This is a genomic window from Saccharothrix algeriensis (assembly GCF_016907655.1).
Taxonomy (GTDB): domain Bacteria; phylum Actinomycetota; class Actinomycetes; order Mycobacteriales; family Pseudonocardiaceae; genus Actinosynnema; species Actinosynnema algeriense.
Genome location: NZ_JAFBCL010000001.1, coordinates 6,468,098 through 6,481,488, shown reverse-complemented (window position 1 = coordinate 6,481,488; position 13,391 = coordinate 6,468,098). Strand labels below are relative to the sequence as shown.

Genomic DNA, 13,391 nt, shown 5'->3' with positions numbered 1-13,391 from the left:
GGCGCGGGGCGCCCGCTCACCCCAGGTTGGGGCGCAGGCGCCGCTCGGCCTGGTCGAGGGTGATGCCGCAGCGCTCGGCGTAGTCGGCGAGCTGGTCGCGGCCGATGCGCCCCACGGTGAAGTAGCGCGCCGCCGGGTTGCCGAACACCAGGCCGTTGACGCTCGCCGCCGGCGTCATCGCGAAGGACTCGGTGAGGCCCATCCCCAGGCGGCCCGCGTCGAGCAGGTCGAACAGCGCCCGCTTGTGCGCGTGGTCGGGCAGCGCCGGGTAGCCGAAGGCCGGCCGGATGCCGCGGAACCGCTCGGCGTGCAGGTCGCGGACGTCGGGGTCGGCGTCCGGCTCGAACCACGCGCGCCGGGCCAGCAGGTGGACGTGCTCGGCGAAAGCCTCGGCCAGGCGGTCGGCGAGGGCCTTGACCATGATGGCGCCGTAGTCGTCCTGCTCGGCCTCGTAGCGCGCGGCCAGCTCCTCGGCCCCGTGGACGGCCACGGCGAACCCGCCGAGGTGGTCGCCGGCGGGCGCCAGGTAGTCCGACAGGCAGCGGTTCGCCCTCCCCTCGGGCTTGACCGTCTGCTGGCGCAGCAGGGGCAGCCGCAGGTCGCCCGCGTCGACGTCGAGCACGAGGTCGTCGCCGTCGGCGCGGGCGGGCCAGAAGCCGAGCACGCCGGCGGCGCGCAGCGACCCGTCGGCGACGATCCGGTCGAGCAGGGCGTTGGCGTCGTCGAACAGCTCGCGGGCGACCGGGTCCTCCAGGATCTTCGGGTACTTGCCCCTCAGGTCCCAGGCGAGGAACAGGAACTGCCAGTCGATCAGCTCCCGCAGCTCGGACAGCTCGGGCCGGACGGTGCGCAGGCCCTTGAACTCCGGGGTCGGCAGGTCCGCGAAGGACACGCGCTCGGCGTTGGCGCGGGCCCGGGCCAGGCTCAGCAGCGGCCGGCGCTGCTTGCCGGCGTGCTCCTCCCGCAGGCGCTCCTGCTCCGCGCGGGTGCTCGCGGCCAGGGCGCCGGCGCGGGCCGGGTCGAGCAGCTCGGCGACGACGCCGGTGACCCGCGAGGCGTCGAGCACGTGCACGGTCGTGCCCCGGTACTCCGGCGCGATCCGCACCGCCGTGTGCTGGCGCGAGGTGGTCGCGCCGCCGATGAGCAGCGGCAGGTCCATCCCGCGGCGCTGCATCTCCGCCGCCACCGACACCATTTCGTCCAGCGACGGGGTGATCAGCCCGGAGAGCCCCACCGCGTCGGCGCCCTCGGCGATCGCCGTGTCGAGGACGACCGCGGCGGGGACCATGACGCCGAGGTCCACGACCTCGTAGTTGTTGCAGCCCAGGACGACGCCCACGATGTTCTTGCCGATGTCGTGCACGTCCCCCTTCACCGTGGCCAGCACCACCTTGCCGGCGCGGTGCGGTCCGGCGGCGTCGGCGCCCGTGGTCCGCCGCTCCGCCTCCATGAACGGTTCGAGGTAGGTCACGGCGCGCTTCATCACCCGGGCGCTCTTGACCACCTGGGGCAGGAACATCCGGCCCGACCCGAACAGGTCGCCGACGACCTTCATGCCGTCCATCAGCGGGCCCTCGATCACCTCCAGCGGCCGGTCCGCCGCCAGCCGCGCCTCCTCGGTGTCGGCCTCGACGAAGTCGACGACGCCGTGCACCAGCGCGTGCGCCAGCCGCTCCCGGACCGGGGCGTCCCGCCAGGCCAGGTCGACCTCCCGGCGGGCGCCCTTCCCGGTCACCGTCCCCGCGAAGGCGACCAGCCGGTCGGTGGCGTCGGGCCGCCGGTCGAACAGCACGTCCTCGACCAGCTCCAGCAGGTCGGCCGGGATGTCGTCGTAGACGGCGAGCTGGCCCGCGTTGACGATGCCCATGTCGAGCCCGGCGGGCACGGCGTGGAACAGGAACGCCGAGTGCATGGCCTCGCGCACGACGTCGTTGCCGCGGAAGGCGAACGACAGGTTGGAGATGCCGCCCGAGACGTGCGCGCCGGGGCAGCGCCGCCGGATCAGCGGCAGGGCGTCGAGGAACGCCTTGGCGTAGCCGTTGTGCTCCTCGATCCCGGTGGCCACCGCCAGCACGTTGGGGTCGAACACGACGTCCTCGGCGGGGAACCCGACGCGCTCGGTCAGCAGGTCGTAGGCGCGGGCGCAGATCTCCACCTTGCGCTGCGCGGTGTCGGCCTGGCCCCGCTCGTCGAAGGCCATGACGACCACGCCCGCCCCGTGCGCGCGGATCCGGCGGGCCTGCTCCAGGAAGGGCCCCTCGCCCTCCTTGAGGCTGATCGAGTTGACCACCGCCTTGCCCTGCACGCACTTGAGCCCCGCCTCCAGCACGCTCCACCGCGAGCTGTCGACCACGATCGGGACGCGGGCGACCTCCGGCTCGGTGGCCAGCAGGTTCAGGAACGTGGTCATCGCCCGCTCGCCGTCGAGCAGGTCGGCGTCCATGTTGACGTCGAGCAGGTTGGCCCCGCCGCGCACCTGGTCGACCGCGACGGCCACGGCCGCCTGGTGGTCGCCGGCCTCGATCAGCCGGCGGAACCGCGCCGAGCCGGTCACGTTGGTGCGCTCGCCGATCACCACGAACCCGGTGTCGGGACCGACCTCGAACGGTTCCAGGCCGCTGAACCGGGTGGTCCGCCGCGCCGGCGGCACCGGCCTGGGCGCCGCGCCCGCCACGGCCGCGGCGATGCGCGCCACGTGCTCCGGGGTGGTGCCGCAGCACCCGCCGACCACGTTGACCAGGCCCTCGTCGGCGAACCCGCGCAGCAGCGCCGAGGTCCGCTCGGGCGTCTCGTCGTAGCCGCCGAAGGCGTTGGGCAGCCCGGCGTTGGGGTGGCAGGCCGTGTACGCGCCCGCCAGTCGGGACAGCTCCGCGACGTGCGGGCGCAGCTCCGCCGCGCCCAGCGAGCAGTTCACCCCGACCACCAGCGGGTCGGCGTGCGCCACCGAGGTCCAGAACGCCTCGACGGTCTGGCCGCACAGGGTGCGCCCGCTCAGGTCCACGACCGTCACCGAGATCCACAGCGGCAGGTGCGGCGCGACCTCCGCGGCGGCGGCGAGGGCCGCCTTGGCGTTGAGCGTGTCGAAGACCGTCTCGACGAGCAGCAGGTCGACCCCGCCCTCGGCGAGGGCCGCGATCTGCTCGGCGTAGGTGTCGCGGACCTGGTCGAACGACACCGCCCGGTACGCCGGGTCCTCCACCCGCGGCGACAGCGACAGGGTGACGTTGAGCGGCCCGACCGAGCCCGCGACGAACCGGCCGCCCGCCTCGTCGGCCGCCTGCCGCGCCAGCCGCGCCCCCTGCAGGTTCATCTCGCGGACCAGCGGCTGCAGGCCGTAGTCGGCCTGGCCGATGCCGGTGGCCGTGAAGGTGTTGGTGGTGGTGATGTCGGCGCCCGCGGCCAGGTAGCGCCGGTGCACGTCGAGCACCACGTCCGGGCGGGTCAGGTTCAGCAGGTCCGGGTCGCCGGTGAGGTCGCGCGGGTGGTCGGCGAGGGTGGCGTCGCGGTAGTCGGCCGGGCCGAGGCCCGCCGACTGGAGCATCGTCCCCCACGCGCCGTCGAGCACGGCTATCCGCCGGTCGAGCACCTCGCGCAGCGCGTCGCCCGGTCGCCCGGCGGTGTCGTCGTCTCGTTCGGGGACGGTGCCCACCCTCGACCTCCCGTGTCACACAGCGGGAGGCGCCCTTGGGAAGGATCGGAGGTCGAGCGTGGCGGGCCCGATGCCCGTTGCAGCGCCTCTCGACCTCTGCGCCGAAGATAGCGCACCCGTTGCCCCGCGCGGGAAGCAGAATCCCGGCGGCAGCGCGGGCACGTCGCCCGACCAGGTGGATCACCGGCGTTCCGGGCGTCATCGGCAGCCGCCGGCCGTCCCACGCAGTGGGAACACCGGGGCGTGGTCCGCGGGCGGCGGGCTTCCGCGCGTCCCCCGTCCAGGAGGCGTGGCGGCCCCACCGGCCGACCTCGACGGCAACGGCGGCGCGGCGGGCGGCCCGATCGGCGGTTTGCGCTCACCGGCGGCAGGGCACCCGAACGGGGACAGCGGACGCAACCGGAGGGTAGGACGGTGTCACGGGCGGTAAGTGAAGACCTGTTGGCCGGCCGCTACCGGCTCGACGAGCCGATCGGGTTCGGCGGCATGGCCGAGGTCCACCGGGGCTGGGACACCCTCCTGCGGCGGCACGTCGCGATCAAGCTGTTCCAACCGGGGTTCGACCCCTCCGCCGTCCGCCGCTTCGACAACGAGGTCCGCGCCCTGGCCCGGCTCTGCCACCCCGGGCTGGTCGCCGTCTACGACGCCGACACCGAGGGCAGCACGCCGTTCGTCGTGCTGCAGCTGATCGAGGGCGGCACGCTGCACGAGCGGATCGCCGACGGGCCGCTGCCGCTGGAGGAGGTCTGCCGGCTCGGGGCGGGGCTGGCCGACGCGCTGGCGCACGTGCACGCCCACGGCCTGGTGCACCGCGACGTCAAGCCGTCGAACATCCTGCTCGACGAGGAGGGCACGCCCCACCTCGCCGACTTCGGCCTGGCCCACCTGACCGGCGCGACGCGGCTGACGCGCACCGACCACCTGGTGGGCACCGCCGCCTACCTGGCCCCCGAGCAGGTGCTCGGCGGGGAGGTCGACCACCCGGCCGACGTCTACGCCCTGGGCCTGGTCCTGCTGGAGTGCCTGACCGCGCAGCGCGAGTACCGGGGCAGCGAGGTCGAGGCCGCGATCGCCCGGCTGCACCGCGCGCCGGCCATCCCCGAGCACCTGCCCGCCTTCGCCCGGCGGCTGCTGGCCCGGATGACCTCCACCGAGCCGCAGGACCGGCCGACCGCGCCCGAGTGCGCGCGGATCCTGTCCGCGGTCGCCACCCCCGCCGCGCTCGACAGCGCCCCTCCCCTCAGCACCCCGCCCCTCAGCACCCCGCCCGCCGGCACCTCACCACCCGCCGGCCCCGCGCCCCGCAGCACCTCCCCCGTCGGAGCCGCGGCGACCGACACCGCGCACTTCGACATGCGCGCGGCGACGAAGCACGGCCTGCGCCCGTCGTGGAAGGGGCTGGTCACCGCCACCGGCGTGATGATCGGCGCCATCGTGATCACCATGGGCACCACCTCGGGCCGCGAGCCGGCGACGTCGGCCCCCGACCCCACCGCGCCGCCCGCCGCCGAGGCGCCCCTGCCCTCCTCGCCGAAGGTCTCGGTCGACGGCCCGCAGGTCACGGTCGCCTGGCAGGCGCCCGGTCCGCGCCAGGTCCCGGCGGCCCCGCAAGCGCCGCTGGACACGACCTCGGCCCCGACCCCGGAGGCCGCGGTGCCGTCGAGCCCGGGGACCACCCTCACCACCCCGCCGCCCACGACCACCACCACCCCGCCGCCGACCACGTCGAGCACGCCGCCGCCCTCCTCCGAGACCTCCGAGAGCAGCCCCGCGCCGGGGACCTCGACGCCGCCCGCCGAGGACGAAGAGGCCGCCGAGTAGCCGACGGCCCACCTGCGGATCACCGCAACCGGACACCGCCCCACCTGCGGTCCCCGCTCCCCGATGACTTCGGTCCGTAACGGGATGAGCGCGCCGGGCAACCTCCGGTCACCGTGCGGCGTCTTCCTGGTCGATCGACGACGTCGATCGACCACAGGTGCTCCACGGAGGAGATTTCCCACATGAAGTTCGCCAGCATCGCCGCCGGCGCCGCGCTCGCCGCGGCCGGGGTGCTGGGCGCGTCCGGGACGGCGGTCGCCGCCCCGAACGCGCCCTACTACGTCACGACGTGGCACGACGTCAACGTCCGGTCGTGCGAGGCCACGTCGTGCCCGGTCATCGGTTGGCTCCCGGCGGGCAGCACGTCCATCGCCTACTGCTGGACCTACGGCGAGCCGATCACCGACGCCGGCATCACCAACGACGTCTGGCTCGTGCTGTCCCGCCAGGACGGCGGCCGGCGGCTGGCCAGCGCGGTGTACTTCCAGGGCGACGAGCGCGCCAACCTGCCCTACGAGGCCAACTGCGACCGGTGACACCGCCGCGGCGCGGGGACCACGCGGTCCCCGCGCCGCGGGCCGGCCGGCGGCGGGCGCCTCGCCGCGCCCCGCGGTGGACGGCCTCCCGCGCGGGAGGCCGTCCACCGCGGATCCCGCCGCCTCAGATCACGCCCAGGGCCAGCATCGCGTCGGCCACCTGGATGAACCCGGCGATGTTCGCGCCCGCCAGGTAGTTGCCCGGCTTGCCGTACACGTCGGCCGTCTCCAGGCACCGGTCGTGGATGCCGTGCATGATGTCGGCGAGCCGGCGCTCGGTGTGCTCGAAGCTCCAGGAGTCCCGGGACGCGTTCTGCTGCATCTCCAGGGCGCTGGTCGCCACACCGCCCGCGTTGGCCGCCTTGCCCGGGGCGAACAGCACCCCGGCGTCGGCGAACAGCCGGACGGCGTCCGGGGTGCAGGGCATGTTGGCGCCCTCGGCGACGATGGCGCACCCGTTCGCGATCAGCGCGGCGGCGTCCCGCCCGTTCAGCTCGTTCTGGGTCGCGCACGGGAGGGCGATGTCGCAGGGCAGCTCCCACACCGAGCCGTCCTCGACGTACCGGACACCGGGCCGCTCGTCGGCGTAGGCGGAGATGCGCGCCCGGCGGGTCAGCTTGACCTCCTTGAGCAGTTCGAGGTCGATCCCCTTCTCGTCCACCAGGTAGCCGTTGGAGTCCGAGCAGGCGACCACCGTGCCGCCCAGCTGCTGCACCTTCTCCACCGCGTAGATCGCGACGTTGCCCGAGCCCGAGACCACGACCTTCTTGCCCTCGAACGAGTCGCCGCGGACCTTGAGCATCTCCTCGACGAAGAACACGGTGCCGTAGCCGGTGGCCTCGGTGCGCACCTGCGAACCGCCCCACGCCAGCCCCTTGCCGGTCAGCACACCGGACTCGTAGCGGTTGGTGATGCGCTTGTACTGGCCGAACAGGTAGCCGATCTCCCGGCCGCCGACCCCGATGTCCCCGGCGGGCACGTCGGTGTACTCGCCGATGTGCCGGTACAGCTCGGTCATGAACGCCTGGCAGAAGCGCATGACCTCGCCGTCGGAGCGGTCCCGCGGCGAGAAGTCCGAGCCGCCCTTGCCGCCGCCGATGGGCATTCCGGTCAGCGAGTTCTTGAAGATCTGCTCGAAGCCGAGGAACTTGACGATCCCCAGGTAGACCGACGGGTGGAAGCGCAGGCCACCCTTGTACGGCCCGAGCGCCGAGTTGAACTCGACCCGGAACCCGCGGTTGATCTGCACCGTGCCGGAGTCGTCCACCCACGGGACGCGGAAGATGATCTGCCGCTCGGGCTCGCACAACCGGCGGATCACGGCCGCGTCGGCGTACTCCGGGTGCTTGGCCACGACCGGCCCCAGGCTGTCCAGCACCTCGCGCACCGCCTGGTGGAACTCGTTCTCACCGGGGTTGCGGCGCAGCACCTCGTCGTAGATGTCACCCAACTTCTCGTCCAGGATCGGCACGCGCTCACTCCTTGATCACCCGTCGACGGCCTTGCGGTCCGGGGACCAGCCTGAACTACGGCGTTCCGCCCCGCACACCTGGGTCTCCACCCGCCCGCGTCACCCCCTCCCCCTTGTGGCACCGCTCACCCCCACCCCACCCCTCTCCCACCCACCCCGCACCGCCCCAGCCCCCCGGCGCGGCCCGCGCAAACCGATGCCCTCGTGTTCTCCCCGTATGGCCTGCCCGGAGGGCTACCATGCTTTTCCTGGGGGTGCAAGCACGCTTTTCGCTTGCACCCCCAGGAAAAGCATGGTCGTCTTTAGACAGGCCATGCGGGGAGAACACGACCGCTCTTCCTCCTCCTTGGCGGCCTGCCCGTCCGGCGAGGACTCTTTCCTCTTTTCACCAGGGTCGACCACCGACCCCCCTCACCACCCCCTCGCACCACCCCCTCGACGCCATCACAAACCGTGTCCCCCCAAGACCACCCGTTCGCTCGCGATGTCCACCCGTCGGAGCCCCTGCCCGCCGGTGTAGATCACTCCGACGAGGGGTAACCGGCGGTCGACCAAGGGAGGGCGAGTGGAGTCGAAGAACCCCGCCGAGATCGTGAAGAACGCTCTCGAAAAGGCAGTCGAGAAGGTGACCGACCTGGTCACGCCGGACGTTCCGGGTGCACCGGGCAGTGAGCCGCCGACCGTCGCGCAGCCGACCGAACCGCGGGAGCCGCTCCCGCCGAAGGCCGACCAGGACGCGCCGGAAACCGTGTCGCCGACCGGGGCGCCGACCGGGGCGGCCAAGACCACCAAGAGCCAGCAGGGCGCGTTCCTGACCACCGCGCAGGGCGTCCGGCTGCACGACACGGACCACTCGCTCAAGGCGGGTGAGCGCGGTCCGACGCTGCTGCAGGACCACCACCTGCGCGAGAAGATCATGCACTTCGACCACGAGCGCATCCCCGAGCGGGTGGTGCACGCGCGCGGCGCCGGGGTGCACGGCGTGTTCGTCGGCTACGGCACCGCGGAGTCGGTGTGCAAGGCCGGGTTCCTCAAGGAGGGCAAGACCACGCCGGTGTTCGTGCGGTTCTCCACCGTCGTGGGTTCCCGCGGCTCGGCGGACACCGTGCGCGACACCCGCGGGTTCGCCACGAAGTTCTACACCGACGAGGGCAACTTCGACTTGGTGGCCAACAACATCCCGGTGTTCTTCATCCAGGACGGCATCAAGTTCCCCGACATCGTCCACGCCGCGAAGCCGCACCCCGACCGGGAGATCCCGCAGGCGCAGAGCGCGCACGACACGTTCTGGGACTTCGTGTCGCTGCACACCGAGGCGACCCACCACGTGCTGTGGCACATGTCCGACCGGGGCGTGCCGCGCTCCTACCGGACCATGGAGGGCTTCGGCGTCCACACCTTCCGCCTGGTCAACGAGGCGGGTGAGACGTCGCTGGTGAAGTTCCACTGGAAGCCCAAGCAGGGCGTGCACTCGCTGCTGTGGGAAGAGGCGCAGCTGATCAACGGCGTCGACCCGGACTTCCACCGCCGCGACCTGTACGACGCGATCGAGTCCGGCGCGTTCCCCCAGTGGGAGTTCGGCATCCAGGTCTTCCCGGACACGCCCGAGCAGACGTTCGAGGGCATCGACCTGCTCGACCCGACCAAGATCGTGCCCGAGGAACTGGCGCCGGTGCAGCCGATCGGGATGCTCACGCTCAACCGCAACCCGACGAACTTCTTCGCCGAGACCGAGCAGGTCGCCTTCCACGCCGGCCACCTCGTGCCCGGCATCGACGTGACCGACGACCCGCTGCTGCACGCCCGGCTGTTCTCCTACCTGGACACGCAGCTGACCCGCCTGGGCGGCCCGAACTTCGCGCAGATCCCGATCAACCGCCCGCACGCGCCGGTCAACGACATGCTGCGCGACGGGTTCCACCAGCACGCGGTGCACGGCGGTGTCGCGCCGTACAAGCCGAACTCGCTCGACGGCGGGTGCCCGTTCCACGCCGGGGCGGGCGACAAGCCGTTCGTCGAGGTGCCGCAGCGCATCGCGGAGGCCACGAAGGTCCGGCGGGCCGCGGCGTCGTTCGACGACCACTTCACCCAGCCGCGCCTGTTCTTCCAGAGCCTGAGCCCGATCGAGCAGGAGCACGTGATCCAGTCGTTCACGTTCGAGCTGGGCAAGTGCTACGAGCAGGCGATCAAGGAGCGGCAGCTGCAGGTGCTGGCCAAGGTGGACGCGCGGCTGTGCGCCGAGGTCGCCGCGGGCCTCGGGCTGCCCGCGCCCGCCGCGGACGACCTGCCGCAGGTGCAGCCCAGCCCGGCGCTGTCGCAGCTCGGGCGCACCTGGCCGGTCGACGGCCGGATGGTGGGCATCGTGGTCGACGCCGACGACCCGGACGGCCTCGAGGGCGTGCGCACGGCCCGGCTCGCGCTCCAGGCCGCCGGGGTGGTGCCGCTGGTCATCGCGGCCCGCGGCGGGGACCTCGCGCACGGGCTGGTCGCCCAGCGCACCTTCCTGACCGCGCGCTCGGTCGAGTTCGACGCCCTGCTGGTCGCCGCCGCTCCCCCGCCCGCGCCGGACGCGCTGCCGACGCGGGACGCGAAGGCGGGCGCCGGTGTGGCCGGGTCGCCGCTGGACCCGCGGGTGGACCTGCTGATCGCCGAGACCTTCCGGCACGCCAAGGCGATCGGCGCGTGGGGCGCCGGCGCGGCGGTGGTCGGCTCCGGCCCCGGTGTGGTGACCGGCGAGGGGCCGACCGACGTGGTCGAGCAGGTGCTCGCCCTGCTGGGCGAGCACCGCGTGTGGGCCCGGTTCGCCGCCGCGCAGTAGGGAGGGCGCGCACGGAAACCCCAGCGAGACCGCAGCCCCTGGCCGCCCCGCGGCCAGGGGCTGCTTCGCGCACGGCGGAACCCCGACCCCGCCCCGCCACCGGCCACTGTGGACGGTCGTCAGGCGAACACCCCGCACCGCACCGAGCACCGGACCGGACCGGACCGGACCGGACCGGAAACAAAACCGAACCGGAAACAAGCGGAACGCATTATATCAGCGCGAAATCCGTCTTTTTGGACTCTTGTGGCGTGATCCGCGACAGCACTAGAACTGGGTGGCGCATCGGACAATTCGAGGGGGATTGCACATGCGCCTGATCACGTCCTTGCTCCCCGCGCTGCTGGCGGCCGGCCTGGTCGCGCCGGCGGCAGCGGCGGCGGCCGAACCGGCGACGGGCCCACCGCCGCCGGGGTGGGCGCTCGACGGCGACCGACTGGTCTGGACCGCTCCCGCCCCGATCCCGCTGGGCGGCGCGGCGGTCGAGTTCTGGGACGGCGACCGGCTGCTGGGGGTGCCGCGGCCCTCCGCCGACCTGCGCTCCTACACCCTGGACGGGCCGGTGCTCGAACGCGCCGACCGGCTCCGGGTCCGGGCGGCGGGCCGGCGGCTGGACGCCGAGGAGCCGGTCGGCCCGGCCGGTTCGGCGCCGCCCGCGCCCGCCCCCGCGCCGCTGCCCGCCGGCGCCACCGACCCCGGCCGGCCCGGCCCCTTCCCGACCCGCACCGGGGAGTACGCGCTGGACCCGATCACCGTGCCGGGGTACCCGGCGCCGGTCGAGGCGCAGGCCGTGGTCGTGGCGCCGGACGGCGCGCGCGGCCGGCGCCCGCTGGCGCTGTTCCTGCACGGCAGGCACTTCACCTGCTACGACCCCGCCGACCCGGGCAGGATCTGGGCCACGTGGCCGTGCCCGGCGGGCGCCGAGCCGGTGCCGAGCCACCGCGGGTACCTCCAGGCGCAGCGGCTGCTGGCCTCCCAGGGCTACGTGACGGTGTCGATCTCGGCCAACGGCGTCAACGCGCAGGACCTCGACGACCCGGACGCGGGCGCGGGGGCGCGCTCGGCGCTGGTGCGCGCGCACCTGGCGAAGTGGGCGGACTGGGCGGGCCCCGGTCGCGCCTCCGCGCCGGAGGTCGTCCGGGCCTCGCCCGCGGCCGACCTGGCGAACGTGCTGCTGGTCGGGCACTCCCGGGGCGGCGAGGGCGTCAACCGGGCGGCCACCGACAGCCTCTCGCCGCCGCCACCGGGCAGCGGGCACGACGGGCCGGCGCGCTGGCGCATCCGGGGCACCGTCCTGATCGGTCCGACGATCTTCGGGCACAACCCGGCGGTGGACGTGCCGTCGGTGACGATCCTGCCCGGCTGCGACGGCGACGTGCGGGACCTGCAGGGCCAGCTCTACCTGGACGCGACCCGGGGGGTGGGCTCGGGGACCGCCCTGCACAGCGCGCTGTACCTCATCGGCGCGAACCACAACTACTTCAACACCGAGTGGACGCCCGGCCAGGCGCAGGCCCCGGCGTTCGACGACTTCCCGGCCGCGCCCGCCGACCCGGTGTGCTCGCCGGGGACGGCCACCCGGTTGACGGCGCGGCAGCAGCAGGCGGCGGGCGCGACCTACGTCGCGGCGGCGGCGCGCCTGTTCGTCGCGGGCGACCAGCGGGTGCTGCCGCTGGTCGACGGCTCGGGCGTCCGCGCGCCCTCGGCCGACCCGGCGCGCGTGCTCAGCCACGCCGTCGGCGGCGCGCGGTCGGCGTTCGTCGTGCCCGACGGGGCGACCACCGCGGAGGGCAGCGCGCGGGTGTGCGACCAGGTCTCGGCCGACCCGGCCACCGCGTGCGTCAACCCGGTCGAGTGGTGGGGGTCGACGCACTTCACCCGGTTCTCCGGGATCACACAGGAACCCGGCCGCCACGCCGTCGCGCTGCGGTGGTCCGCCGAGGGCCGGGCGGCGGTCGTGCGGCCGGGCCGGGCGGTGTCGCTGGCCGGGGCGCGGGAGCTGGCGCTGCGGCTGGCCGTCCCGCCGAACACCGCCGCCACCCGCTTCGACGTGGCCGTCACCGACACCGCCGGCCGTCGGGCCCGGCTGGGCTCGGTGTCGCTCGACGGCCTGCCCGGCACCGAGCGGACCTCCGCCCGCTGGGCGCAGGAGGTCCGCGTCCCGCTGCCGCCGCACGGCGTCGACCTGCACCGGGTCGCCGCGCTGGAACTGGTGCCGCGCGGCGGTCCCGGGCAGGCGTGGCTGATCGACGCGCACGGCTGGGACCGCGGCCTGCCCGACCCGCGGCCGACCGCGCTGCCGCGCGTGGACGTGGGGGAGCTGACGGTGCAGGAGGGCGACTCCGGCACGCGGGACTACACGCTGCCGGTCACCGTCACCGGCGACGGCCCGGGGTCGGTGCGGCTGTTCGTCCACGACGGCGACGGCGGCGCGTTCACCCAGCGGCTGGTGACGGTCGAGCCCGGTCAGCACACGATCGAAGTGCCGATGCAGGTCACCGGCAACACCCGGTGGAGCACGGGCTCGCGGCGCGCGCTGCTGGCGAAAGCCGTGCGGGGCACGGTCACCGGCCGGTACGCGGGCGGCTTGGAGGTGCTCGACGACGACCCCCGGCCAACGCTCACCATCACCCCGGTCTCCGACCGGGTCGCCGAGGGCGGTTCCCTGGTCTGGCGCGCGACGCTGTCCGCGGTGGCCGACCAGGCGGTCCTCCAGCTCGGCGCGCCGATCGCGCCGGCCGACGCGCCCGAGCTGGGCACCACCGACGTCGACGCCGACTGGTTCTCCACCCAGTCGTACGGGGAGGACCCGCTGCCGCCCCGGCCGCTGTCCACGACCCGGCTGATGGCGGCAGCCCACGTCCCGGCGGGGCAGTGGAGCGCGGAGTTCGCCGTCCCGACGACCGCCGACGCGGAGGCCGAGCCGGCCGAGCAGGTCCGGTGGCACTTCCCGCCGCTGCCGGGCGGCAGCGGGATCACCGTCACCGGCACGGTCACCGACGCGCCGCCCGGCCGCTCCTGACCGACCGGCGCGGGTGGCGGGCGACCCGGCCACCCGCGCGGGCCCGCCGGCCGCCGGGTGCGTCCCGGCGGCCG

General features: G+C 74.3%; 6 protein-coding genes and 1 riboswitch. Of the genes, 4 read left to right on the top strand and 2 right to left on the bottom strand.

The features are described 5' to 3' along the window. Positions 1–16: 16 nt before the first annotated feature. On the bottom strand, positions 17–3,649 hold the full coding sequence (gene metH, locus JOE68_RS29085) for a methionine synthase (protein ID WP_307819967.1): 3,633 nt from the start codon (positions 3,647–3,649) through the stop codon (positions 17–19). A gap of 21 nt (positions 3,650–3,670) precedes the next feature. Beyond that, a riboswitch (S-adenosyl-L-homocysteine riboswitch) is annotated at positions 3,671–3,746 on the bottom strand. Positions 3,747–4,063: 317 nt separating this feature from the next. Between metH and JOE68_RS29080 the strand changes: the two genes are divergently transcribed. After that, a complete protein-coding gene (locus JOE68_RS29080) occupies positions 4,064–5,470 on the top strand; it encodes a serine/threonine-protein kinase (protein ID WP_204845565.1) in 1,407 nt (468 codons plus the stop codon). 182 nt (positions 5,471–5,652) lie between these two features. Continuing rightward, complete coding sequence (locus JOE68_RS29075; protein WP_204845564.1) at positions 5,653–6,006, top strand: hypothetical protein; 354 nt, start codon at positions 5,653–5,655, stop codon at positions 6,004–6,006. A 124-nt stretch (positions 6,007–6,130) separates the two neighbouring features. Here JOE68_RS29075 and gdhA read toward each other — a convergent pair whose 3' ends face one another. Further along, on the bottom strand, positions 6,131–7,471 hold the full coding sequence (gene gdhA / locus JOE68_RS29070; RefSeq protein WP_443705454.1) for an NADP-specific glutamate dehydrogenase: 1,341 nt from the start codon (positions 7,469–7,471) through the stop codon (positions 6,131–6,133). A gap of 571 nt (positions 7,472–8,042) precedes the next feature. Here gdhA and JOE68_RS29065 point away from each other — a divergent pair. Together JOE68_RS29065 and JOE68_RS29060 are read left to right on the top strand one after the other, a co-directional pair. Then, positions 8,043–10,295, top strand: coding sequence for a catalase (locus JOE68_RS29065; protein ID WP_204845562.1), 2,253 nt, complete (start codon positions 8,043–8,045; stop codon positions 10,293–10,295). Between the two features lie 310 nt (positions 10,296–10,605). Continuing rightward, positions 10,606–13,317, top strand: coding sequence for an alpha/beta hydrolase family protein (locus tag JOE68_RS29060; protein WP_204845561.1), 2,712 nt, complete (start codon positions 10,606–10,608; stop codon positions 13,315–13,317). The last annotated feature ends 74 nt before the right edge of the window (positions 13,318–13,391 follow it).